Raw genomic sequence first — 23983 nt, forward strand, 5'->3', positions numbered from 1 at the left:
CAGCGACGATACCGCGCGGGCCGTCGTGCTCCGGGGTCAGTTCTTGCCGAGGAACGCCGCGTCGGACTCGTCGAGGCGCCGGGCGAGGGCGTCACGGAGGGCCGGGGACCCCTCGAGCTCGGGATCGGGTTCGAGCACGCGCTCCGCTTCTCCGCGGGCGTCGACGATGAGGTCGGCGTGCTCGACCACCCGGAGCAGGTTGAGCGAGGACCGCCCACCGGACTGCCGTTCGCCCAGGACGTCGCCCTCGCGTCGGAGCTCGAGGTCGACCCGGGCGAGCTCGAACCCGTCGTCCGAGGCGGCCACCGCGTCGACGCGCTCGCGCGAGGTGGTCTCGAGCTCGGCCGAGGTGACCAGCAGGCAGACCCCGGCCCACTGCCCACGACCGATGCGGCCGCGGAGCTGGTGGAGCTGCGAGACCCCGAACCGGTCGGCGTCGAGGACGGCCATCATCGCCGCGTTCGGGACGTCGACGCCGACCTCGATCACGGTCGTCGCCACGACCACGTCGAGGTCGCCGGCGGCGAAGGACGTCATCACGCGGTCCTTCTCGTCGGCGGTCATCCGGCCGTGCAGGACCGCGATCGAGCGCCCGTCGAGCACGGGCATGGTGCGCATCCGCTCGGCGGTGGCGAGCACGGTCGCCGGGGCACGCTTCGGGGCGTCGTCCTCGCCCTCGGCCGGCTCCGGCTCGCCGTCGTCCTCGGTGTGGGCGTCGTCGATGGCCGGGCAGACGACGAACGCCTGGCGACCCTTGGCCAGTTCTTCGGCCATGCGTGACCAGATCCGGGGTTCCCACCCGGGGTGCTCCGCCAGCGGGACCGTGAAGGTCTCGACACCCGCGCGCCCCGACGGCATGCCCGTGATGGTCGAGACGTCGAGGTCGCCGAACACCGTCATCGCGACGGTGCGCGGGATCGGCGTCGCGGTGAGCACGAGCACGTGCGGCGGGGTCGTGCCCTTGGTGCGGAGGGCCTCGCGCTGCTCGACACCGAAGCGGTGCTGCTCGTCGACCACCACGAGCCCCAGCTCGGCGAAGTCCACCCGGTCCCCCAGGAGCGCGTGGGTGCCGACGACCAGCCGTGAGCTGCCCGACGCCGCGGCGAGCAGGGCCCGGCGACGTTCGTCGGTGGACTGCGACCCGGTCAGGATCACCGGTCGGAGCTCGGCGGCCAGGTCCGGCCCGAGGAACTTCACGATGGAGCGCAGGTGCTGGGCCGCCAGCACCTCGGTCGGGGCGATGAGCGCGGACTGGCCGCCGGACTCGGCCACCGTGAGCATCGCCCGGATCGCCACGAGGGTCTTGCCGGACCCGACCTCGCCCTGGATCAGCCGGTGCATGGGCCAGGTGTGGGCGAGGTCCTGGTCGATGTCGGCACCGACGGCCCGCTGGTCGTCCGTCAACGTGAACGGCAGGGTGGCGTCGAAGCGCTCGAGGATGCCACCCGGGGCGGCCACGCGCGGGGTGGCCGCGGTGCGACGGGCCGCGATCCGGCGCTGCACCAGGGCGGTCTGCAGCACGAACGCCTCGCGGTAGCGCAGGGCGTCCTGCGCGCGCTTGAAGTCCGCGACCTTCTCGGGACGGTGCAGCAGCTCGAGCGCGCGGCGGAACGGCACGAGGTCGAGCCGGGACCGCGCGGACGCCGGCACCGGGTCGGGCAGGTCCGGCAGGGTGTCGAGGACGATCCCGATGGACTTCGCGATCTGCCACGACGTGAGCGAGGCCGTCGCCGGGTAGATCGGGATCGGCTGGCGCGACCACCGGATCGCTTCGTCGGAACCGGGTTCGGCCGTGGCGCGGGGGTCGTCGGGGTCGAACAGCTCGTAGTCGGGGTGGGCGAGCTGCCGGGCACCCCGGTAGTCGCTGACCTTGCCGGAGAAGATGCCCCGCGCGCCGGGGACGAGGTCCTTCGTGCGCCAGCCCTGGTTGAAGAACGTGAGGGTGAGCAGGCCCTTGCCGTCGCCGATCTTCGCTTCGAGGATCGAGCCGCGGCGCGCGCGCATGGTGCGTTCACGGACGTCGACGACCTCGGCCACGATGGTGACGGGTTCGCCGATCGCGAGCGAGTCGAGGGCCGTCAGTGCACCACGCTCGGCGTAGCGGCGGGGCGCGTGCTCGAGGAACTCCCCCACCGTGCGGTAGCCGAAGGCCTTCTCGATCGCGGTCGCCGTCCGACCGCCGAGCACGTTCGCGAGCCGCGCGTCGAGCGGCGCCGGACCGAGGTCGGGCGCGGCCGGCGCAGCGGGGGTTCCGGAGGTGACCACGCTCCAACGGTACCGGGCACGACCGACCCCACCCGTGCCTCCCGAGCGGCCTGTGGAGAACACCGGACCGGACCCGCCGGGCCGATACGGTGGCTGCATGACCCGCATCATCGCCGGCGCCGCCGGCTCCCTGACGCTCCGGGTGCCGAAGTCCGGCACCCGCCCGACGAGCGACCGCGTGCGCGAGGCGCTGTTCTCGTCGCTCGAGGCACGGGGGCTCGTCGAGGCCACGTCGGTGGCCGACCTGTACGCGGGAACGGGCGCGCTCGGGCTCGAGGCTGCGTCCCGCGGTGCGGCCGAGGTGGTCCTGGTCGACCGGGCATCCGCCGCCGCGCAGGCCTGCCGGGCGAACGCCAAGGCCGTGCAGCAGCGGGTGCCGGGCGTCCGGATCGACGTGCAGCCCCAGCCGGTGCTCGGGTACCTGCGCGGGACCGTCCGCACCTTCGACCTGGTGTTCATCGACCCGCCCTACGACGTCACCGAGCACGAGCTCGCCGAGGTGCTCGAGGCCCTGGCGCCGAAGCTGACGCCGGATGCCGTCGTCGTGGTCGAGCGGAGCAAGCGCTCCCCCGAGCCCACCTGGCCGGCGGGGCTCGCGCCGTTCAGCAAGCGCAGCTACGGCGAGACCGTCGCGTGGGAGGCCGTCGCCGCCGGCTGAGGCAACGGGGTCAACCGGGTCAGCCGGCGACGCCGTCCCAGTCGGCGTAGGGGTCCCAGCCGGTCGTCGGCACCGCGGCACCGGCGCGCAGCAGGTCCGCGTCGCCGCGCTCCCGCACGACACCGATGCGCCGGAAGCCCCCGGGCAGGACCGCGTCGGCCGGGAACGTGGCGAGCAGTCCGTGGTCCTCGCCACCGTGCAGCGCGACCTCGTCGAGGTCGGTGGCGGCATCGAGTTCGAGCGTCACCCGGCTGGCACGGGCGAGCCGACCGGCGTCGATCGCCAGGCCGTCGGACAGGTCGAGCATCGCGGTGGCCCCGGCCCCGGCTGCGAGCGGCCCGTCGGCGATCGGGGGCTCCGGGCGGCGCTGGCGTCCGACGTCGGGGTCGACGTCCGCGCCGCTCGCGACCGTCGCGGCACGGTCCGGCTCGCCCCGGCCGTCGACGCCGTCGCGGAACAGCCGGGACAGCCCACGGGCGGCACGTCCGAGCTCGCCGGACACCGCGAGCACGTCACCGACGGTCGCACCCGACCGCAGCACGGGCGCGCGGCCCAGCAGGTCGCCGAAGGCGGTGACGGCCACCGTGAACGTCGCCGAGGTGGAGAGGTCTCCCCCGACGACCCCGCACCCCGGCGCGAGTGCGTCGACGGCGAGCCGGAAGCCGTCGGCGATGCCCTCGAGGACGGCCACGGGGGTGTCCTGCGGTGCGGCGAGGGCGATCACGAGGCCGCTCGGCACGGCACCCATCGCGGCGACGTCGGAGAGGTTCGTGGCGGCCGCCTTCCAGCCGATGTCCGTCGGCGACGACCACGCCCACCGGAAGTCCGGACCGTGCACCATCATGTCCGTCGTCACGACGAAGCGGCCGTCGGGGGCGGCCACGACCGCACAGTCGTCTCCGGGGCCGAGGATCGGTGTGCCTGCGGGCAGGCGACTCGTGATCCGGTCGAGGACGACGAGTTCGCCGAGCTCCCCCACCGTCGGTCCGGCCCAGGCGTCGTCCGTTGCATCCACACGAGAACGGTAGCCTGGACGACGATGGACACCGCGCGCCGCACCCCTCGCACCCTCGCGATCGTGGGGGCCGTGATCACCCTCGCCGCCGGGCTGACCGGGTGCACGAACGCCGTGTCGATGTCCGCAGCCCCGTCGGCCAACGCAGCGGCGTGCGCCGCCGTGCAGGTCCGGTTGCCCGCGACCGTGGACTCGAAGTTCGACCTGCGGAACACGAACGCGCAGGCGACCGCTGCCTGGGGCGACCCCGAGGTGGCGATCTACCACTGCGGTGTCGCCGTCCCCACCGTGTCCGACCTGCCGTGCTTCTCACAGGGCGGCGTCGACTGGATCCGCGACGACCGGGGCGACCAGGTCGTCTTCACGACGTTCGGTCGGTCACCGGCGGTGCAGGTCGTGGTCGACTCGACGAAGACCACGTCGACGGTCGTGCAGGAGCTGTCCGACGCCGTGTCGTCGCTGCCGAAGGACGGCCACGAGTGCCTCGACCCGGACGACGTGCAGGGCTGACCCTCGTCAGCGGACGGCCGCGCGACCCAGCTCGATGAGCTCGGTGACGAGCTCGCCGTAGGACACCCCCGACGCCGCCCAGCAGCGCGGGTACATCGACAGCGGCGTGAAGCCCGGCATCGTGTTGACCTCGTTCACGACGAAGCCGTCGTCGGTCAGGAAGCAGTCGACACGGGCGAGCCCCGAACCACCGATGGCCTCGAACGCGCGGGCACCGATGGAGCGGATCTCGTCGGTCTGGTCGTCGGTCAGCGGGGCCGGGCAGAGCAGCGACTCGTCACCGCCCAGGTACTTCGAGGCGAAGTCGTAGAAGCCGTCCTCGGCCACGACGATCTCGCCCGGCAGGCTCGTGCGCGGCACACCGTCACGACCTTCGAGCACGGCGACCTCGACCTCGCGGCCGACCACACGGGGCTCGACGATCACCTTGGAGTCGTGCTCGAACGCCAGGTCCATGGCGGCACCCAGCTGCGAGGGCTCGTCGACGCGCGAGACACCCATGCTCGACCCCGCGCGGGCCGGCTTGACGAACAGCGGCCAGCCGTGCGCGGCGATCGTCTCGGCGACGTCCACCGGGTCGGCCGCCCACTGCCGGCGGAGCACGGTGGTCCACGGTGCGACCCGCAGCCCGGCGTGCTCGAGCACGGCCTTCGCGACGTGCTTGTCCATCGCCAGTGCGCTCGCGAGCACGCCGTCGCCGACGTACGGCAGCCCGGCGATCTCGAGCAGGCCCTGGATCGTGCCGTCCTCGCCGAAGGGGCCGTGCAGGATCGGGAACACCACGTCGACCGGGATCGCGGTGACCGTGCCGTCGGGGTGGGACACGACGAGTTCGTTGGTGGCCGGCGAGGTCGGGAACGCGATCCGCGTGCCGTTGTCGGGCACCGTCGGCAGCGCGCCGTCGCGGATAGTCCACTGCGCCGGGTCGTCCGACTGCAGCGTGAAGGCACCGTCCTGGGTGATCCCGATCGGCACGAGGTCGTACTCGGCCCGGTCGACGACGTCCATGATGCCGCCGGCGGTCACGCAGCTGATCTCGTGCTCGCTCGAGCGACCGCCGAAGAGCACGGCGACGGTGGTCCTGGGCATGGGGGTTCCCTCGGGGATCGTGGGCACGGGAGTCCCTTCGTGACTCGGTGCGGGACCGGTCACTCGCCCTGCGGCTCGTCGGTCTCGGTGAGGTGCGGCGCGATGTTGCGCGGATCGAGCCTACCGGCGAGGACCTCGCCGACCTGGCTGACGATGGGCATGTCGACGCCGTTCGCCGCGGCCAGCTCGAGGATCGGGGCGACCGAGGCCAGCCCCTCCGCCGTCTGGTTCATCTGGCGGACGACCTCGTCGAACCGGTAGCCCTGGCCGAGCAACCGCCCGGCGGTGTTGTTCCGCGACAGCGGTGACTGGCACGTGGCGATGAGGTCGCCGAGGCCCGCGAGTCCGGACAGCGTCGACGACTGCGCGCCGAGCGACACCGCGAAGTCGGTCATCTCGGCGAGGCCGCGCGTGATGATCGAGGCCTTGGTGTTCTCGCCGTAGCCGACCCCGTCGACGATGCCGATCGCGACGGCGATGAGGTTCTTCAGCACGCCGCCGAACTCGGTGCCGATGACGTCGGTGTTGATGAACGACCGGAAGTACGGGTTCGTCGCGACGGCGGCGACGTCGGTGGCGGTCTCCAGCGACGACGACGACACCACGGCGGCGGTCGGCTGCCGACGGGCGATCTCGAGCGCCAGGTTCGGGCCGCTGGCCACCGCGATGCGGTCCTGGTCGATGCCGAGACCCTGCAGCAGGACCTCGCTCATCCGCAGTCCCGTGCTCTTCTCGACGCCCTTCATCAGACTGACGACCGGCACGTCCGCGGGCAGCAGCTCGCGGATCGCGGCGAGGTTCGAGCGCAGGGTCTGCGAGGGCACCGAGACGTACACCTGCGAGGCGCCGTCGAGCACGCGCTCGAGGGACGTCGACGCGGTCAGGGTGCGGGGCAGGTTGATGCCGGGCAGGTAGTCCGAGTTGCGCTTGGTCTCGGTGATCTCGCGGGCGACCTCGGGGCGTCGGGCCCACACCACGGTGGACGCACCGCCCTCGGCCAGCACCTTCGCGAACGTGGTGCCCCAGCTGCCGGCACCGATCACGGCCACCCGGGGCTTGTCGGTCGACTGCATGACCACCCGGATCGCGGCGGTGTCGAAGGCCCCCGGAGCCGCGGCGGCGGGGTCGGGTCGGTCGTCGTGGGGTCGGAGGTCACTCAAACCGGCCGGTCTCCTTCTGGTTGTTCGCCGCCGGGTCCCAGCGGGTCGCGGGTGCCCGTTCGCCGCGGAGCACCTCGAGCAGCGCGGTGATCTCGCGCATGACGAGTTCGGTGGCCTCGCCGAGCATCTGCTGGTCGATCTGCCGACCGCGGTACGCCGACAGGTCGACCGGGTCACCGATGATCACGTCGACGCGGGACGGCGGGAACAGCCGGAGCTTCTTGCCGTACCTGGCCATGATGTTCTGCGTGCCCCAGTGGGCCATCGGGATGAGCGGCACGTCGTTCTCGAGCGCGATCCGCACCGCGCCCGTCTTGCCGCGCATCGGCCACAGGTCGGGGTCGCGGGTGAGCGTGCCCTCGGGGTAGACGATGATCGCCCCGCCCTGCTCGACCAGGGACCGGCCGCCCCCGAGCGGGTCGCTCAGGCGCGTCCGGCCGGAGCGTTCGACCGGGATCTGTCCCATGCCGGACATGAGCTTGCCGACCACGGGGACCTTGAACAGCGACGCCTTCGCCAGGAACCGCGGCGCCCGCTTCGAGATGTACACGGCGGTGCCCACGACCAGGGGGTCGATGTTCGTGAAGTGGTTCGGCGCGAGCACGAACGCGCCCTCCGCCGGCAGGCGGTTCGGGCCGTGCCAGTGGTAGCGCGCCGAGAACCGGAACGTCGGGATGACGATCGACGCGACGATCCGGAACGCGGTGTTCAGCTCACCGCGGCGCCACCGGCGCCCACGCACGGGGAGGCCGGTCGTGACCTGCGCGTCGGAGCCGCCACGGGCCTCCAGACCGTCGCCTCTCGCTTCTGCCGGCACTGTGCCTACCCAGCGAAGTCGAAGTCGGCGCCGAGCTTGCGCAGCTTCGGGATGAAGTGCTCGTAGCCGCGGCTGATGATGCCGACGTTGGTGATGTGCGACTCGCCGTCGGCGGTCAGCGCCGCGATGAGGTGGCTGAACCCGCCACGCAGGTCGGGGACGCGGACGTTGGCGGCGTGCAGCTTCGTCGGACCGGTGATGACGGCGGCCTGCTCGAACGGGCGGCGGGCGACGCGGCGGTCGTGGCCGGGCAGCCCCTCCTTGTGCACGACGATGTCGGCACCCATCTCGTTCAGCGCGTCGGTGAAGCCGAAGCGGTTCTCGTAGACGGTCTCGTGCACGATGCTCTGGCCCTCGGCCTGGGTCAGCGCGACGACGAGCGGCTGCTGCCAGTCCGTCATGAAGCCGGGGTGCACGTCGGTCTCGATGACGACGGGCTTCAGGGTGTCCAGCTCGCGGTAGAACCGGATGCCGTCCTCCTGGATGTCGAACCCGCCGCCGACCTTGCGGAAGACGTTGAGGAACGTCATGAGCTCCTGCTGGTTCGCGCCCTCGACGAAGATGTCGCCGTTGGTGGCGAGCGCGGCGGAGGCCCAGCTCGCGGCCTCGTTGCGGTCGTTGATCGCGCGGTGCGTGTAGCCGCGGAGCGACTCGACGCCCTCGATGAAGATGACGCGGTTCGGCTCGACCGAGACGATGGCGCCCATCTTCTGCAGGATCGCGATGAGGTCCATGATCTCGGGCTCGATCGCGGCGTTCCGCAGCTCCGTGACGCCCTTGGCGAGGGTCGCCGAGAGCAGGACCTGCTCGGTGGCGCCGACGCTCGGGTACGGCAGCTCGATCGAGGCGCCCTTCAGTCCGTCCGGGGCCGTCAGGTGGATGCCGTTGACCTGCTTGTCGACGACCGCACCCATGGCGCGGAGGGCGTCGAGGTGGAAGTCGATCGGACGGTCGCCGATGCGGCAGCCGCCGAGGTCGGGGATGAACGCCTCGCCGAGCTTGTGCAGCAGCGGGCCGCAGAACAGGATCGGGATGCGGCTCGACCCGGCGTGCGCGTCGATCTCGGCGAAGTGCGCCGACTCGACCCGCGACGGGTCGAGGATGAGTTCGCCTCGTGCAGGATCGGTGATGCGCACGCCGTGCACCTCGAGCAGCCCGCGGACCACCTTGACGTCGGAGATGTCCGGCACGTCACGGAGGATCGACGGGGTGTCACCGAGCAGCGACGCCACCATGGCCTTGGTCGCGAGGTTCTTCGCCCCACGGACCTCGATGCGTCCCACGAGCGGCTTGCCCCCGCGGATGACGATCTCGTCCGACTTGAGGCCCACGCGCGCCCCTGCGGCCGCTGCGTCCTGTACGAGAGAGTTCACTACTTCACCGGCAATGTCTTCGGCCGCCAACTGGAGCGGCGGGATTCGAACTCCGTGATCGAGGTCTCGTCACGGAGGGTGAGCCCGATGTCGTCGAGCCCTTCCATCAACCGCCAACGAGTGTAAGCGTCGATCTCGAAGGGGACGTCCACATCCCCCAGCGACACGCGCTGCGTCTCGAGGTCGACCGTCGCCTCGATGCCCGGGTTCGCCTCGACGGCGGCCCACAGGCGCTCGACCTCCGGTTCGGTCACGATCGCCGTGACCAGGCCCTGCTTGCCGGCGTTGCCCTTGAAGATGTCCGCGAAACGGGGCGAGACGACCACCGTGAAGCCGAAGTCGCGGAGCGCCCAGACGGCGTGCTCGCGGGACGAGCCGGTGCCGAAGTCGGGGCCGGCGACGAGCACACGGGCGCCCTGGTAGCGCTCCTGGTTCAGCACGAAGTCGGGGTCCTGCCGCCACCCGGCGAACAGGGCGTCCTCGAAGCCGGTCTTGGTGACGCGCTTCAGGTAGACCGCGGGGATGATCTGGTCGGTGTCGACGTTCGACCGCTTGAGCGGCGCGGCGATGCCGGAGACGGTGGTGATCTTGTCCATCAGAAGGTCCCCTCGGTGGCGGTGGCGGACGTCGCCGCCGCGATCTCGTCGTCGGTCTCCAGGTCCCACGGGCTGGACAGCGTGCCGCGCACCGCGGTGGCCGCGGCGACGAGCGGCGACACCAGGTGCGTGCGGCCGCCCTTGCCCTGGCGACCCTCGAAGTTGCGGTTCGAGGTGCTCGCGCAGCGCTCCCCCGGTGCCAGCTGGTCCGGGTTCATCCCGAGGCACATCGAGCAGCCGGCGAACCGCCACTCGGCACCGAACTCGGTGAACACCTTGTCGAGCCCCTCGGCTTCGGCTTCGAGCCGGACCCGCGCGGAGCCGGGCACGACCATCACCCGGACGCCGTCGGCCTTGGTGCGGCCCTTGATGATCGACGCGAAGGCCCGCAGGTCCTCGATGCGCGAGTTCGTGCAGGAGCCCATGAACACCGCGTCGACGGCGATGTCCTTCATCGGGGTGCCGGCGGTGATGTCCATGTACTCCAGGGCGCGGCGTGCGGCGGCCTGGTCGTTGGGGTCGCTGTAAGCGGCCGGGTCCGGCACGCTCTCGGACAGCGAGACGCCCTGGCCGGGGTTCGTGCCCCAGGTGACGAAGGGCTCGAGATCGTCCGCGTCGATGAACACCTCGGCGTCGAAGACGGCGTCGTCGTCGGTGGCGAGGGTCTCCCAGTAGGCGACGGCGTCGTCCCAGTCCTGACCGGTGGGCGCGTGGTCGCGGCCCTGCACGTAGTCGTAGGTGGTCTGGTCGGGGGCGACCATGCCGGCGCGGGCACCGGCCTCGATCGACATGTTGCAGATCGTCATGCGGCCCTCCATCGAGAGGGCACGGATCGCGGAGCCGCGGTACTCGAGCACGTAGCCCTGTCCGCCGCCGGTGCCGATCTTCGCGATCACGGCGAGGATGATGTCCTTCGCGGTGACGCCGGGGCGCAGCGTGCCCTCGACCGTGATCGCCATCGTCTTGAAGGGCTTGAGCGGCAGGGTCTGCGTGGCGAGGACGTGCTCGACCTCGGACGTGCCGATGCCGAACGCCATCGCGCCGAAGGCCCCGTGGGTGCTGGTGTGCGAGTCGCCGCAGACGACGGTGATGCCGGGCATGGTCAGGCCGAGCTGCGGGCCGACCACGTGGACGATGCCCTGCTCCTTGTCGCCCAGGGAGTGCAGCCGGACGCCGAACTCCTCGCAGTTGCGACGAAGGGTCTCGATCTGGATCCGGCTCGTCGGGTCCGCGATGGGGCGGTCGATGGCGAGCGTCGGGGTGTTGTGGTCCTCGGTCGCGATCGTCAGGTCGAGGCGGCGCACCGGTCGCCCGGCCTGCCGCAGGCCGTCGAACGCCTGCGGACTCGTCACCTCGTGCACGAGGTGGAGGTCGATGTAGAGGAGGTCGGGGTTGCCGTCCTCGCCCTTGACCACGACGTGGTCGTCCCACACCTTCTCGGCGAGCGTCTTTCCCATCAGCTCAGCCCTCCTCGTCCTCGTCGTTGCGCCGCGACCGCGGCCCGATCAGGCGACTCTACCATTGGTATACCAACGCGCGGCACCCCGCGCGTCGCGGGTCCGTCACCCCGTGGCGGCACAGCCTGGAGGCCCGTGGCGACTCCCCGACACCCGTCGCGGTGGGAAGATGGTGACGACATGACGACACCTGCGCACTCGACCCGGACCATCAACCTCGAGGGCGCGGCACGCGCCGCGATCGCCGGTGGCGCACCGCTCGCGCTGCTCATCGCCCTCGGCATGCCGGGGTACGCCGCCTTCGCCATGTTCGCCGGGTTCACCGCCATCTTCGGTGCGACCGAGCCCTACCGGCAGCGTGCCGTCACCACCGGTGTCGCTGGTGCACTGCAGGCGCTCTGCATGTTCGCCGGCATCGGGGTCGGGCTCGTCGGGTCGCCGCTCTGGCTGCAGGCCGTGGGTCTCGTCGTCGTCCTGGTGGTCGCGGTCTGCACCCTCTCCACGCTCCGGGCGATCCCCGCGCAGCCGATCTTCCCGGTGTTCGCGTTCGTCGTGTCCGCACTCGTGCCGATGCGCCCGGCGGACGTCCCGCTCGTCACGACGATCATCGTCTGCTCGGTGGTCTGGGCCTGGCTCGTCGCGATGTCCGGTGCGGTCCTCCGTCGGGTGTTCCACCCGCACGCCCCGCACCGGTTCCGCCCGCTGGCCGACCGCAAGCACCGGTCGCTCGCGATCCTCGAGACCCCGGCGCTGTGGGAGACCGTCGCGCTCAACGTCGTCGGGTCACTCGTCGCCGGTGCCGTCGCGGAGTCGATCCCCGGGCTCGGACACCCCTACTGGGCGGTCATCGCGGTGGTCTCGACCCTGCCGGCGATCCGCCAGCGGCACACCGTGGTCCGCGCCGGGCAGCGTGTGGTCGGCACGATCGGCGGCACGGTCATCGCGGTCGGCATCCTGCTGCTCGAGCCGTCGGCGTGGTGGATCGTCGTGCTGGCCGTCGTCGGACAGTTCTTCGCCGAGATCTTCGTCGCCCGGAACTACGCCGTGTGCCTGCTGTTCCTCACCCCGCTCGCCCTGGCGGTGTCGTGGTTGAGCCTGCCCGAGGCACCCCAGCTGCTGGCGCTCGACCGCATCGCGCAGACCGTGCTCGGTGCCGTGGTCAGCGTGGGGCTGCTGCTCGTCGGGCGTGCGATCGAGCGCCGGCGTGGCCGTGCCCTGGGTGCGACGAGCGCGATCCGGACCGTCTGACGCGCCCGGTCGAACCGGGCGTACCGGGTCGAACCGGGCGTACCTGGTCGAACCGGGCGTACCTGGTCGAACCGGGCGTACCTGGTCGAACCGGGCGTACCGGGTCGAACCGGGCGTACCGGGTCGAATCGGGCGTACCTGGTCGAATCGGGCGTACCGGGTCGTTCCTTTCGACCAGGAACGCCCGATTCCGCCTGGCATCGCGCGTGATAGGGGAAGGAGCGGGCGCGGACGGCGGACGGGAGGCCCGTGGCGGCGCCGCCACGGGCCTCCCGTCCGTCCGTGGTCGCGACCACCGCGTCCGTCGCTGACGCGACCCGCCGGCTCCACCCCCGCGTCAGTCGCGCGGCTGGATGTTCCAGGCGTCGATGACGGGGCGACCGTGCTCGTAACCGAGGATGCTGACCGAGGCGGTGCCGAGCTTCAGCACGGCGCCGTCCTGCGGCGCGAGCCGGATCCACGCGGCACCGAGTGCCCGCAGCACGTGGCCGTGGGCGATGAACACCGCGTCGTGGCCCTCGGCGAGCACCGGGCGGGCACGGTTCAGGATGCGCTCGACGCGGACCCGGACCTCGGCGGCGTTCTCACCGGGGGTGTCGCCGGCGGGGACCCCGTCGGTCCAGAGGTCCCACGGCCCGTGGCGCAGCACCTTGATCTGCGGGGTGGTGAGGCCCTCGTACGCGCCGTAGTCCCACTCGTACAGGTCCTCGTCGAGCTCGGGCTCGACACCGATCAGGTGCGCGGTGTCGCGGGCGCGCTGCAGCGGGCTCGACAGCGCCAGCGCGAACGACCGGTCCCCGAGGTACCGGCCCGCGCGCTTCGCCTGCTCGACACCGTTGTCGGTGAGCGGGATGTCGGTGCGGCCGGTGTGCTGCCCGCTCTTCGACCACTCCGTCTCTCCGTGACGGACGAGGACGAGTTCGCCGGGGCGTTCCGAGGTCATGAGTTCCTTCCGATCCAGAGGCCGAGCGCAGCTGCGCCGACCGAGACGACGAGCATCCCGAGGCCGTTCAGGACGGCGAGCCGGGTCTTGCCGGATCGGAGGAGCTGTACGGTCTCGACGCTCGCCGTCGAGAACGTCGTGTACCCACCCATCATGCCCGTCCCGAGCACAGCGACCGTCGAGGCGGGGACGGCGCCCGCCTGCCCGAGGCCCGTCAGGAACCCGAGCACGAGCGATCCGGACACGTTGATGAGCAGGGTCCCGACCGGGAACCCGGCGAACCGGGAGCCGGCGAGGCGGCCCTTGACGACGCCGTCGAGCACGAAGCGCAGGGCGGCGCCGGCTCCCCCGCCGACGGCGACCAGGACCAGTTCGACCGGGCTCATCGGGCGTCCTGCAGCGGCTCGGGGCGGGTGCGGGGCCGGGTGGCCGCAGCGACCCACAGACCGAGGACGACCGCGACGAGTCCGAGCACGACCGACAGCAGGGCGTACCCGCTGCCCGCCGCCCAACGGCCGAGGTCGAGCAGCTGCGCGGTGTCGTCCGCGAGCGTGCTGTAGGTCGTGAAACCGCCGAGGACGCCCGTGCCGACGAACAGCCGGACCGCGCGACGACGACCGACGTCCGGGCCGCGGCGTGCGAGCGCGTCGAGCAGGAAGCCGAGGCAGAACGCCCCGACGACGTTGATCGCGAGGATGGTCCAGCTGATCCCGTCGTGCGCGGGGAACGCTGCGGCGAGGAGTGCGCGGACGGCCGTCCCGATCGCGCCGCCGAGGGCGACGAGGGCGACGAGCCTCCAGCGCAGGTGCGGTGGGCGTTCGGCGTGCATCGTGCTCCCGTCGCGAGGCGATCGTTCCCCGGGCGACGGGGACGATCCAGGCTAGCCGAGACGACGAAACCCCCGCCGAGCCGGAGCTGGACGGGGGTTTGCGTGCTGGTGACCCCAGCGGGATTCGAACCCGCGTTACCGCCGTGAGAGGGCAGCGTACTAGGCCGCTATACGATGGGGCCGCGGCTGTTGTCGGACTCGGAGCATGTCACCTGTGGTGACCCCAGCGGGATTCGAACCCGCGTTACCGCCGTGAGAGGGCAGCGTACTAGGCCGCTATACGATGGGGCCGTTCCGACAACTCGACAAGTATTGCACAAGGCTCGCATCCGCACCAAAACGGGGCGTGTCGCCCGGGTGTGCCGCCGTGTCGGAGCGGGCATACGGTGGATCGATGACGGCGGACCACGACGCGATGGCAGCGCCTCGACACGTCGGCGGCAGCCCCTCGGCCACGGTCCGGATCGGCCTGTCCGGGTGGCAGTACGACGGCTGGCGTGGGGACTTCTACCCCGAGGGCCTCGCGAAGCGGCGGTGGCTCGAGCACGTGGCGTCGCGGTTCCCGACGGTGGAGCTGAACGGATCCTTCTACTCGCTGCAGCGTCCGGCTCGGTACCGGGCGTGGCGTGCGGCCTCGGGCGGGCAGCGGTTCCGGTTCGCGGTCAAGGGCGGCCGGTACGTCACGCACATGCTGCGGCTGCGGAACGTCGAGACCGCGCTGGCGAACTTCTTCGCCTCGGGTCCGCTGGAGCTCGGGGACACCCTCGGGCCCGTGCTCTGGCAGCTGCCCGAGCGCCTGCTGCCGACGCCGGAGGTGCTCGACGCGTTCCTCGGGGTGCTCCCCCGGACGCACGGTGCGGCCGCCGAGCTCGCACGCCACCACGACGACAAGGTCCCCAGCGAACCGGACGGACTCGTGGAGCCGGAGGAACCGGCGAGGCCGATCCACCACGCGCTCGAGGTCCGGGCAGCCGGCTTCGGCGAGGAGCACCTCGACGTGCTCCGCCGGCACCGCGTCGCCCTGGTCGACTCGCACGCCGGCGACTTCCCCCGCTTCCGGGCGGACACCGGGGCACCGCTCGCGTACCTCCGGCTGCACGGTGCACCCCGGACCTACCACGACGGGTACTCACCCCGGGCACTCGGCGGGTGGGCGACGACGGTCCTCGAGCACGCCGAGGCCGGCCGTGACGTCTACGTGTACTTCGACAACGACGCCGAGCGGCATGCCCCGTGGGACGCCCTGACGCTCGACCGCCTGGTCGCGGCGCGACTGCGTCGCGCTTCGTGAGCAGAAACGGTCGCCTCGGGCGCACGGACCCGACCGTTCCTGCACACGATGCGGACAGGAGGCCCGTGGCGGCGCCGCCACGGGCCTCCAGGCCGCGCAGCGCAGCCCTAGAGCGTGAGCGACTCCCCCGGACGCAGCACGACGAGCGACCCGGCGGGCTCGACGGCGTCGCGGAGCCGCCCCGTGTGCATGCCGAGCCCGACCTCGGACAGGGTGGCCTCGTGGATCGGGTACGCGCGGGACGGCGCGATCGCGGCGACGTAGTCCATCATCTCGGCGACCTTGAGCCACGGCGCCCCGACGGGTGCCGCGAGGACCTCGACCGGGACGCCCGGGTCCGTGTAGGAGTCGCCCGGGTGGAACAGCCGGCCGTTCACGAGCACGCCGGTGTTGTCGACGATCGGCACGGACGAATGGATCAGCTGGTGCCGAGTGCCGTGGAAGGTGAGCGCGAAGGGGCCGACCGTCCGGTGGTCGCCGTCCGTGACGACGTCGACCGTGACACCCGCCTCGGCGAGCGCCGCGCGGACCCCCTCCGGCCCGATGACGACCGCACGGGGATTGGCGTCGAGGATGCGCCGGACCTGCTCGGGGGTGACGTGGTCCGGGTGCTCGTGCGTGACGACGACGGCGACGACCCCGGTCACGTCGACCGGTCGGGTGAAGTTCCCCGGGTCGAGGACCAGGCGAGCGTCCCCCTCGGTGATGACCTGGCAGGCGTGTTCGAGTTTGGTGACCTCCATGCGGGCGACCCTACGCGGCACCGTGCGGGCGGGGCCCCGTGGTCGCGCGGACGACCAGGTGCGCGGGTGCCGCCGCGATCGGGCCGGCGACACCGCCGTCGACCTCGGCGAGCACCGCACGGGCAGCGGTCCGTCCCTGCGCCACCGGGTCCTGCGCGACCGTGGTGAGTCCGACGGTGGCGCCGTACTCGTGGCCGTCGACCCCCATCACGGACACGTCCTCCGGTACCGCGAGTCCGGCTCGGCGTGCGGCGAGCAGGACGCCGAGGGCCATCTCGTCCGAGGCGCAGAGCACCGCCGTCGGTCGCTCCGACGCGGGCTCGGCGAACAGCACGGCCCCGGCGGCGGTCCCGCCGGCGAACGAGAACCGGCCGTCGAGCGACCACCGTTCCGGTACGGCCTGTCCCGACGACCGCACGGCGTCGACGAACCCGTCCCGCCGCAGGTGCGGCACGGCGACGTTCATGCCGGCCTCGTCCTGCCCGCCGACGTAGGCGATGCGCCGGTGGCCGAGGCCGTGCAGGTGCTCGACCGCGATCCGGGTGACCTCGCGGTCGTCGACGCCCACGTTCCGCAGGCCCGGTGCCGGGCCGCCGATGACGACGATGGGGTGCCGGCTGAGTTCGAGTTCGGCCCGTTCGGTGGCGTCGAGCACCAGGGAGAGCAGGACGAGGCCGTCGACGCGGTGCCGCAGCATCGAGCGTCGGAACGCCCGGTCGCGGTCGCCGCCCGGGCCGCCGAGGTTGTAGAGGACCAGGTCGTACCCGGCCTGGCGGAGCTCCGCGTCGACACCGCCGAGCGCCTTGACGTAGAACCAGCGGTCGATGACGGGCACGACCACCCCGACGGCGCGCTGACGACCGGTGGCGAGGCCGGCCGCCGCCGAGCTCGGGACGTACCCGAGTTCGTCGGCGACCCGCTGCACCTGCTCGATCGTCGTGTCGGCCACGTTCGACATGCCGCGGAGCGCCCGCGACACCGTGGACTTCGACAGCCCCGTGACGGTCGCGATCTCCTGGATCCCCATCGGTGCGACCCGGGAGGCCCGTCAGCCGTCCGTGCCGTGCGTCACGTCCGCCGGTGCGTCGGGTCCACGGCGTCGGGCCGCCACCGCGGGCACGCCGCGGTCCGCCCGGCGTTCCGGTACCCGTGCGGTGCGCGCCTGCCGTCGTGCGGCCGGAGCGACCTCGTCCCAGCCGGCGTGCTGGTGCACCCGTCCGTCCGCGCCGGGTCGAGGCCTGCGACCGGTGGGGTCGGTGACCGACGTGTGCACCGGGGCCACCGCGGGTGCAGCACCGACGCCCCGGGGTACGGGCGCGCCCGTGCCGTCCTGCGGTGCGGTGCGGCGGAGGACGGCGACCCGCCACCGGTCCAGGGCGACGACGCCGAGCACGCACACGAGCAGGGTGAGTGCCCAGCCGAGCGCCGGTCGCCCGGTGAGCTCGCAGAACACCGTCACGCCGAGGAACAGGACGCCGAACATCCCGACGAAGCCGATCGCCTCCTCGATGCGGGCGGTGGGACGGGTGGGTCCGCGCTGCGCCATGGTCGTCAGCCCTTCACGCCGCCGGCGGTGAGCCCCGCCACGATGCGCCGCTGGAAGATCAGGACGAGGACCACGAGCGGGATCGTGACGATCGTGCCGGCGGCCATCACCGCCGTGTAGGGCTCCTGGTGCGGCTGCGACCCGGCGAACGAGGCGATCGCCACGGTCACCGGCTGGGTCGCGTCGCTCGACAGCTGCGACGAGATGAGGTACTCGTTCCAGCTCGAGATGAACGCCAGGATCGCCGTGGTGAACACCGCGGGCGCCGCGAGCGGCAGGATGATCCGCCGGAACGCCTGCACCCGGGTGCACCCGTCGATGCGGGCTGCTTCTTCCAGGTCCCACGGCATCTCGCGGAAGAACGACGCGAGCGTGTACACGGTCAGCGGCAGCACGAACGAGATGCTCGGCAGGATGAGCGCCTGGTACGACCCCATCCACCCGATGTCGGTGAACAGCTGGAACAGCGGCGAGATGAGGGCGACGCCGGGGAACATCGACGCGGCCAGGATCGCGCCGGCGATGAGCGACTTGCCGCGGAACTCGAGCCGGGCGAGGGCGTACGCCGCCGTGGTGCCGACGAGCAGGGCGATGATCGTCACGACGCCGCCGATGAGCAGGCTGTTGGCGAGCGCCCGACCGAGGTGGTTGCCGAGCGACGTGGAGAACGCCGTGGCGTAGTTGTCGAGCGTGACGTGCGTCGGCCACGGGGTGGCGTCGAACGTGAACCCGACGTCGCGGAAGCTCGTCACCACCATCCAGTAGAACGGCAGGAGGCACCACACGGCGATGACGATCGCCTGCACGGCCGTGCGGATGCGCGGCCCGGTGTCGCGGCGCACGCGCACCTCGGTGCGGTCGACGGCGCGGTCGCGTGCTGCTGCGGAGGACCGGGGGCGGTCTGCTGCGAGGGTCACTTGAGTTCACCCTTCTGCTGGGCGGCCTGCGTCTGCACGACGTTGGCGCCGAGGAACCGGACGAAGACGAACGCCACGATGAAGATCACCAGGAAGGTGATGGTCGACAGCGCTGACGCGGAGTTGAAGCCCTGCCGGATCTGTTCGACGACCAGGATCGACAGGGTCGTGGTGGCGTTGCCGGAACCACCGCCACCGCCGGTGAGGATCGCGGGCAGGTCGTACATGCGCAGCGCGTCGAGCACGCGGAACAGGATCGCGACCATCAGCGCGGGCTTGATGAGCGGCAGGGTGATGAGCACGAAGCGCTGGAACGTCGAGGCGCCGTCCATCTTGCCGGCCTCGTAGACCTCCTCCGGGATCAGCTGCAGCCCCGCCAGGATGAGCAGCGCCATGAACGGCGTGGTCTTCCAGGTGTCGGCGATGATGACCGCCCACCGGGACGCCCACTCGCCGCTCGTCCACAGGATCTGCTGCCCGAGGACGTGGTTCAGCACGCCGTTCGCGTCGAAGATGAAGTACCAGAGCTTCGCGGTGACGGCCGTCGGGATCGCCCACGGCACCAGGATCGCGGCACGGACGAGGGCGCGGCCCTTGAAGTTGCGGTTCATGATGATGGCCATCCACACGCCGATGACCGTCTCGGCGAGCACGGTGACGACGGTGAAGAAGAACGTGTTGCCCATCGACACCCAGAACTGGGAACCGAGGCTGCCGGGCGGGCACGTGACGTTGCCGCACTGCTGACCGAGCCAGTGCGCGTAGTTCGTGATGCCGGCGAACCCGCCCTGCACGAACAGGCCGGTGGCCTTGTCGAGGCCCTGGTCGAGCTGGAACGACTGGATGATCGCACTGACGACCGGGTAGCCGATGACGATCGCGAGGAGCAGGATCGTCGGGCCGATGAGGTACACGGCCCAGCGGCCGTGCTCGGCGTTGAGTCCGCCCTTGCGCCGTCGGCGCTTCGGTTCCATGCCCGTCGGGTTGGGGATGGCTGCGGGGATCTCGGTTGCTGCTGACACGTGTCGGCCTCCTTGCCGGGGGTGTCGGAACGCAAGTACGGGGCGGACGGGAGGCCCGTGGCGGACCCGCCACGGGCCTCCCGTCCGACGCGGCGTGAGCCGCTGTGTGTCAGCTGCTGGTCGCCGACTTCAGGGCGTCCTGCATGTCCTTCATGGCTTCGTCGACCGACTTCGATCCCTTGAGCGCCGCGTAGGTGTTGTCCTGGATCGCCTTCGTCACCGCCGGGTAGAACGGCGTGACCGGGCGCGGCTCCGCCGACTCGATCGACTTGAGCAGCGTCGGCAGGTAGGGCAGCTTCGCCGTCAGCTCGGAGTCGGTGTAGAGGTCACCGACGACCGGGGCGAGCGACCCCTGCGTCGCGAAGAACTTCTGCGTGTCGTTCGAGATGAGGAACTCGAGGAAGTCGTGCGCCGTCGCCTTGTGCTTCGAGTACACGCTGATCGCCGCGTTGTGCCCACCGAGGGTGGAGGCACCGACGCCGTCGGCACCGGGGATCGGCGCGATGCCGAACGTGTCCTTGACCTTGCTCGAACCGTCGGTCTTCGCCAGGTTGTAGACGTACGGCCAGTTGCGCAGGAACAGCAGCTTGCCGGCTTCGAACGCGGTGCGGCCCTGCTCCTCCTGGTAGGTGATGGCCTCGGCCGGAATGTTCCCGTCCTCGAACGCGTCGACCAGGTTCTGCAGGCCGGCCTTGGCGTCCGAGGTGTCGACGTCCGGGTCACCGCTCTTGCTGAGCACCGAACCACCGGAGCCGTTGATCGCCTCGGAGGCGTTCACCGTCAGACCCTCGTACTTCGCGAACTGCCCGGCGTAGCAGCCGATGCCGGCGTCCTTGGCGATCTTGCAGTCGGCCATCATCTCCTTCCACGTGGTCGGAGGCGTCTTGACGAGGTCCTTGCGGTAGTAGAGCAGCGCGCCGTCCGAGGTCTGCGGCGCGGCGTAGAGGGTGTCGTTGTAGGTCGCGGTCTTCACCGTCGACGGCAGGAGCTTCGAGGTGTCGATCTTCATGTCGCCGGTCAGCGGCGTCAGCCAGCTCTTCGCGGCGAACTCGGCGGTCCAGACGACATCAACGTCGACGACGTCGTAGTTCGCGTCCTTGGCCTGGAAGTGCTGCACGAGGTCGTCGTGCTGCTGGTCGGCCTGGTCGGACTGCTCCTTGAAGGTGACCTTCTCGTCCGGGTGGGCCTTGTTCCACTTCGCGATGAGCGGGCGGACGACGTTCGAGTTGTCCTTGCCCTGCACGTAGGTGATGGGTCCGCGGCTGTCCTGGCCGCTCTTGGCGTCGTCCGAGCCGGCGCCGGAGCTCCCGCTCGAGCAGCCGGTGAGCACGAGGCCGATGACGGCGACCCCGGCAACGGATGCGAACCGCACCCTTGAGCGTGTTGTCTTCACAGCGTTGTCTCCTCGTTGAGATCACCAGGGGGCATCGACCGGGTTCGACGACACTGCCCTGGAGCAAGCGCCGCTGCCTGCTGGTGGAGGAAGCTACGCCCGGTCCAGCGGGAGCGCAACCGGTTGCATCGGTTCCGTGACCTGAGCGTGACCCATGAGGTTCCCGTGGCTTCCTGGGTGAGCGCTCACCCCCGTCGGGGGCACACGCACCGCGCTGCGGAACCCCGCACGAACCCCGCCACTGCTGGTCCGGTCCGTTGTCCGGCCACCGCGGGCGGTCGTAGCGTCCCGAGCATGACCCTGCACTCCTCCGTCACCGTGCCCGGCCCCCGTCGGGTCGTCAGCGTCGACCTCGACGCTCCGCTGCCGCGCCTGGTCGCCGACGAGTCGGGTTCCTCCGCGCTCGTCGTCGGTTACCGCGACGGCTTCCCCGTCACCACCCTCGACGTGCTGCTCACCGCGGACCCGGCCGACGCCGCCCGCGCGATGGCGCCCCTGGTGGACGGCCTCGCACGGACCTCCGGTGCGACCCAGACCCCCATCCCCGACCTCGACCTCCCGCTCATCTCGATCGTCGTGTCGACCATCGTCACGCGGGTCGAGGACATCCGGAAGCTGCTCGACTTCCTCGAGCACCTCGACTACCCGCGGTACGAGGTCATCCTCGTCGACAACCGCGTGAAGCTGCCCGAGGTCGACGCCCTGCCCGGGCTGCTCGAGGGCCGCGACGTCCGGCTGGTCACCGAACGCCGTCCGGGCTGCTCCGCCGGCCGCAACGCCGGGGTCGCCGCGGCGCACGGCGAGATCATCGCGTTCACCGACGACGACGTCCGGGTGGACGCACAGTGGCTCCGGTCCATCGGCACGCGCTTCGTCCGCGAGCCCGAGGTCGCCGCGGTCACCGGGATGATCCTGCCCGTCGAGCTCGAGACCCCCGCGCAGATCTGGTACGAGGCGTACTACGGCGGCTTCAGCGGCGAACGCACCTTCCAGCCGGTGACCATCGTGCCGGACGACGTCCCCGGGGTCATGCGTCACGCGCAGGCCCGGGCCGTCCGCCCCGACGGCTCGGTGCAGAAGCACTTCGCCGTGTACGGCATCGGCGGCTACGGTGCCGGCGCGAACTGGGCGGTTCGACGGTCGGCGTTCGACGCCGTCGGCGGGTTCGACCCCGTGCTCGGTGCCGGTGTGCCCGCCCGCGGTGGCGAGGACCTGGCGATCTTCATCGACATCCTGTGGAGCGGTGGCCGGATCGGCTTCGAACCCCGCGCGGTCGTGCACCACCGGCACCGGCAGGACCTCGCCGGGCTGCACGGGCAGCTCCACTCGAACGGCGTCGGGTTCACGGCGCTGATGTGCGAGCTCATCGCGAAGGACCGCCGGCACGCGATCGTGCTCGCGCGGCTGATGCCCCGCGCCGGCAAGATCAAGCTGAAGCAGCTCGTGTCACGACTGGCCGGCCGGCGTGACGCCGCGGCCGAGAGCATCACCGAGGCCTCCACGACCCGGATCCCGCGCTCGCTGGCCTACCACGAGTTCCGCGGCTTCCCGGCGGGCCCGGCTGCGTACTTCCGCAGCCGTCGGTTCTGGCGCGAGGTCGAGGAGGGCCGCTTCCGCCCGTAGGCGGAGCAGCAGACGTCCGCACCGGAACGGACGGGAGGCCCGTGGCAGCGTCGCCACGGGCCTCCCGTCCGTTCCGATGCGTGCGGTGGAGAGCAGTGCACGCGGTGCGTGCCGTGCACGCGGAGCGCGGCCACCCGCGCCGCGGTCACCCGCGCCGCGACCGCCCGACGACGTACCGCCACGGTCCGCCCAGCGCCGCCACGAGCTCGACGCGCTTGAGGCCGGCCGTCGCCTCGCGGAACGCGTCGTCGACGGGCCACCCGCCGACGGCGTCCACCGCGGCGGACACCTGGTCCGCATCCGCGCCGGTGCCCTGTCCGAGCGCCCCGAGCTGCCGCAGCGCCCCGACCGCCCGACGGAGCACGGCCAGTGCGGTGCGCGGTCGCAGCATGAGCTTCGCGACCCACGCACCGAGACCGGTGCCGTAGCCGAGCGCCTGCGAGCGCAGCGCCGCACGGTCCGGCCGGTGCTTGTGCCAGACGACCGCCGAGGGCTCCACCGCGAGCGCACCGCCGGAGACCAGCACCCGGGTGAACAGGTCGGGGTCCTCGCCGGCGCGGGCCAGGGTGCCCGGGCCGAGTGCGACGTCGAACCCGCCCAGGGCGAGCGCGGCCGAACGGCGGAGCGACATGTTGGCACCGGTGCCGAACGCGCCGACCGAGAACGGGAACAGCGGCAGGTCCGCCGGCGGCGCCGACGTGCGGAACACCCGGCGGTCGGTGTTGCGCGCCCAGGTCACGCGCTCGTCGAAGTACCGCTGCGTGGGGGTCCGGAGTTCGCCGCTGGGCACGAGGCCGGTCACGCAGACGACGTCCGCGTCGCGGGCGTACGCGTCGGCGAGCGCTGCGAGCCAGTGCCGGTCGACGACCACGTCGTCGTCGACGAAGGCGACCACGGCCCCGGACGCGAGGGCGAGTCCGGCGTTCCGTGCGCGCGAGACGCCGGGTCGGGCCTCCAGGACGTACCGCAGGCGCGGATCCGCGAGCGACGTGACCACGTCGCGGGTGGCGGTGGTGGTGGGCGCGTTGTCGACGACCAGCACCTCGAAGTCGTCGTGCTCGGACGCGAGCACCGAGCGCACGCAGCGGCGCAGGTCCTCGGGCCGGTCACGGGTCCCGATGACGACGGAGACGCGTCCGACCGGCGTCCCCGCGGGGGCGGCCGGGAGGCCCGTGGTGCGCAGGGCGCGCAGGGCCGGTCCCAGCTCGGCCGGGTCCACGCCGCCGTCCGCGTCGACGCTGACGTCGACGAACCCGGCGATCTCGCGTCCGTCACGGACGAGCAGGCGGGCGCGGCGGAAGCCGGTGGCGCCGGCGAGTCCGACGGCGGACGCGGCGAGCGCCTCCTGTCGGTCGACGGCGCCGACCCAGGCTGCGCCGGCCCAGGCGGGCACGTCCGGGGACGGCATCGCGGGGGTGAGCGTGAGCACGCGGGTGGTGGTGGCCTGCTGGTCGGTCATGGTCCGATGCTCCGGTGGGGCTGCTGCAG

23 protein-coding genes and 2 tRNA genes are annotated in these 23983 nt (G+C 71.9%); 5 read left to right on the forward strand and 20 right to left on the reverse strand.

What is annotated here, in order from left to right; genetic code table 11:
• Nucleotides 1–36: 36 nt before the first annotated feature.
• Nucleotides 37–2265, reverse strand: a complete 2229-nt coding sequence (locus tag ORG17_RS10680) for an ATP-dependent DNA helicase RecG (protein ID WP_301565359.1) — start codon at nt 2263–2265, stop codon at nt 37–39.
• A gap of 97 nt (nt 2266–2362) precedes the next feature.
• Here ORG17_RS10680 and ORG17_RS10685 point away from each other — a divergent pair, with 97 nt between their 5' ends.
• A complete protein-coding gene (locus ORG17_RS10685) occupies nt 2363–2923 on the forward strand; it encodes an RsmD family RNA methyltransferase (RefSeq protein WP_027465899.1) in 561 nt (186 codons plus the stop codon).
• 19 nt (nt 2924–2942) lie between these two features.
• On the opposite strand, the gene thiL is transcribed toward ORG17_RS10685, so the two are convergent.
• Nucleotides 2943–3938, reverse strand: coding sequence for a thiamine-phosphate kinase (gene thiL / locus ORG17_RS10690; RefSeq protein WP_214527403.1), 996 nt, complete (start codon nt 3936–3938; stop codon nt 2943–2945).
• A gap of 24 nt (nt 3939–3962) precedes the next feature.
• Here thiL and ORG17_RS10695 point away from each other — a divergent pair, with 24 nt between their 5' ends.
• Nucleotides 3963–4448, forward strand: a complete 486-nt coding sequence (locus ORG17_RS10695) for a DUF3515 family protein (RefSeq protein WP_027465901.1) — start codon at nt 3963–3965, stop codon at nt 4446–4448.
• A 6-nt stretch (nt 4449–4454) separates the two neighbouring features.
• Here ORG17_RS10695 and ORG17_RS10700 read toward each other — a convergent pair whose 3' ends face one another.
• From ORG17_RS10700 to leuC, 6 genes are all read right to left on the reverse strand, one after another.
• Nucleotides 4455–5537, reverse strand: coding sequence for a D-alanine--D-alanine ligase family protein (locus tag ORG17_RS10700; RefSeq protein ID WP_176708971.1), 1083 nt, complete (start codon nt 5535–5537; stop codon nt 4455–4457).
• A 59-nt stretch (nt 5538–5596) separates the two neighbouring features.
• Nucleotides 5597–6610, reverse strand: a complete 1014-nt coding sequence (locus ORG17_RS10705) for an NAD(P)H-dependent glycerol-3-phosphate dehydrogenase (RefSeq protein WP_031259730.1) — start codon at nt 6608–6610, stop codon at nt 5597–5599.
• Nucleotides 6611–6689: 79 nt separating this feature from the next.
• Nucleotides 6690–7514 carry a lysophospholipid acyltransferase family protein gene (locus ORG17_RS10710; RefSeq protein WP_111056300.1) on the reverse strand — a complete coding sequence of 275 codons (825 nt, stop codon included), beginning with the start codon at nt 7512–7514 and terminating at the stop codon, nt 6690–6692.
• 5 nt (nt 7515–7519) lie between these two features.
• Nucleotides 7520–8887 (reverse strand): UDP-N-acetylglucosamine 1-carboxyvinyltransferase, encoded by a 1368-nt coding sequence (gene murA / locus ORG17_RS10715; protein ID WP_071244875.1) that lies wholly within the window; start codon nt 8885–8887, stop codon nt 7520–7522.
• Entirely contained in the window at nt 8887–9483 is a 597-nt protein-coding gene (gene leuD, locus ORG17_RS10720) for a 3-isopropylmalate dehydratase small subunit (protein ID WP_214527404.1), read from the reverse strand. Before leuD ends, murA begins: the two co-directional genes overlap by 1 nt.
• A complete protein-coding gene (gene leuC, locus ORG17_RS10725; RefSeq protein WP_111056299.1) occupies nt 9483–10940 on the reverse strand; it encodes a 3-isopropylmalate dehydratase large subunit in 1458 nt (485 codons plus the stop codon). Before leuC ends, leuD begins: the two co-directional genes overlap by 1 nt.
• A 180-nt stretch (nt 10941–11120) precedes the next feature.
• Between leuC and ORG17_RS10730 the strand changes: the two genes are divergently transcribed.
• Nucleotides 11121–12188 carry an FUSC family protein gene (locus ORG17_RS10730; protein WP_214527405.1) on the forward strand — a complete coding sequence of 356 codons (1068 nt, stop codon included), beginning with the start codon at nt 11121–11123 and terminating at the stop codon, nt 12186–12188.
• A gap of 337 nt (nt 12189–12525) precedes the next feature.
• Here ORG17_RS10730 and ORG17_RS10735 read toward each other — a convergent pair whose 3' ends face one another.
• From ORG17_RS10735 to ORG17_RS10755, 5 genes are all read right to left on the reverse strand, one after another.
• Entirely contained in the window at nt 12526–13131 is a 606-nt protein-coding gene (locus ORG17_RS10735) for a histidine phosphatase family protein (protein WP_027465908.1), read from the reverse strand.
• Complete coding sequence (gene crcB / locus ORG17_RS10740) at nt 13128–13517, reverse strand: fluoride efflux transporter CrcB (protein WP_214527406.1); 390 nt, start codon at nt 13515–13517, stop codon at nt 13128–13130. The genes ORG17_RS10735 and crcB overlap by 4 nt, the downstream gene beginning before the upstream one ends.
• Entirely contained in the window at nt 13514–13960 is a 447-nt protein-coding gene (locus ORG17_RS10745; RefSeq protein WP_214527407.1) for a fluoride efflux transporter FluC, read from the reverse strand. The genes crcB and ORG17_RS10745 overlap by 4 nt, the downstream gene beginning before the upstream one ends.
• 106 nt (nt 13961–14066) lie before the next feature.
• Nucleotides 14067–14142, reverse strand: a tRNA-Glu gene (locus ORG17_RS10750).
• A 33-nt stretch (nt 14143–14175) separates the two neighbouring features.
• Nucleotides 14176–14251: transfer RNA gene (locus ORG17_RS10755), tRNA-Glu, on the reverse strand.
• Between the two features lie 103 nt (nt 14252–14354).
• Here ORG17_RS10755 and ORG17_RS10760 point away from each other — a divergent pair.
• Nucleotides 14355–15251, forward strand: a complete 897-nt coding sequence (locus tag ORG17_RS10760) for a DUF72 domain-containing protein (protein WP_250892632.1) — start codon at nt 14355–14357, stop codon at nt 15249–15251.
• Nucleotides 15252–15358: 107 nt separating this feature from the next.
• Here the strand turns inward: ORG17_RS10760 and ORG17_RS10765 are convergent, their stop codons facing one another.
• The 6 genes from ORG17_RS10765 to ORG17_RS10790 form a co-directional block, all read right to left on the reverse strand.
• The gene (locus ORG17_RS10765) at nt 15359–15994 is read right to left on the reverse strand and encodes an MBL fold metallo-hydrolase (RefSeq protein WP_214528021.1); all 636 of its coding nucleotides are present in this window, start codon (nt 15992–15994) and stop codon (nt 15359–15361) included.
• A gap of 10 nt (nt 15995–16004) precedes the next feature.
• Nucleotides 16005–17021 (reverse strand): LacI family DNA-binding transcriptional regulator, encoded by a 1017-nt coding sequence (locus tag ORG17_RS10770; protein WP_214528022.1) that lies wholly within the window; start codon nt 17019–17021, stop codon nt 16005–16007.
• A gap of 21 nt (nt 17022–17042) precedes the next feature.
• Nucleotides 17043–17540, reverse strand: coding sequence for a hypothetical protein (locus tag ORG17_RS10775; RefSeq protein WP_214528035.1), 498 nt, complete (start codon nt 17538–17540; stop codon nt 17043–17045).
• A gap of 5 nt (nt 17541–17545) precedes the next feature.
• Complete coding sequence (locus ORG17_RS10780) at nt 17546–18388, reverse strand: carbohydrate ABC transporter permease (protein WP_051596808.1); 843 nt, start codon at nt 18386–18388, stop codon at nt 17546–17548.
• Between the two features lie 65 nt (nt 18389–18453).
• A complete protein-coding gene (locus ORG17_RS10785) occupies nt 18454–19431 on the reverse strand; it encodes a carbohydrate ABC transporter permease (protein ID WP_027465915.1) in 978 nt (325 codons plus the stop codon).
• A gap of 157 nt (nt 19432–19588) precedes the next feature.
• Entirely contained in the window at nt 19589–20872 is a 1284-nt protein-coding gene (locus tag ORG17_RS10790; protein ID WP_111056291.1) for an ABC transporter substrate-binding protein, read from the reverse strand.
• A gap of 294 nt (nt 20873–21166) precedes the next feature.
• Between ORG17_RS10790 and ORG17_RS10795 the strand changes: the two genes are divergently transcribed.
• Nucleotides 21167–22495, forward strand: coding sequence for a glycosyltransferase (locus ORG17_RS10795; protein WP_051596765.1), 1329 nt, complete (start codon nt 21167–21169; stop codon nt 22493–22495).
• A gap of 145 nt (nt 22496–22640) precedes the next feature.
• Here ORG17_RS10795 and ORG17_RS10800 read toward each other — a convergent pair whose 3' ends face one another.
• The gene (locus tag ORG17_RS10800; protein WP_214528023.1) at nt 22641–23954 is read right to left on the reverse strand and encodes a glycosyltransferase family 2 protein; all 1314 of its coding nucleotides are present in this window, start codon (nt 23952–23954) and stop codon (nt 22641–22643) included.
• Nucleotides 23955–23983 lie beyond the last annotated feature (29 nt).

Origin of the sequence: Curtobacterium flaccumfaciens pv. betae (assembly GCF_026241855.1) — a bacterium.
GTDB classification, from domain to species: domain Bacteria; phylum Actinomycetota; class Actinomycetes; order Actinomycetales; family Microbacteriaceae; genus Curtobacterium; species Curtobacterium flaccumfaciens.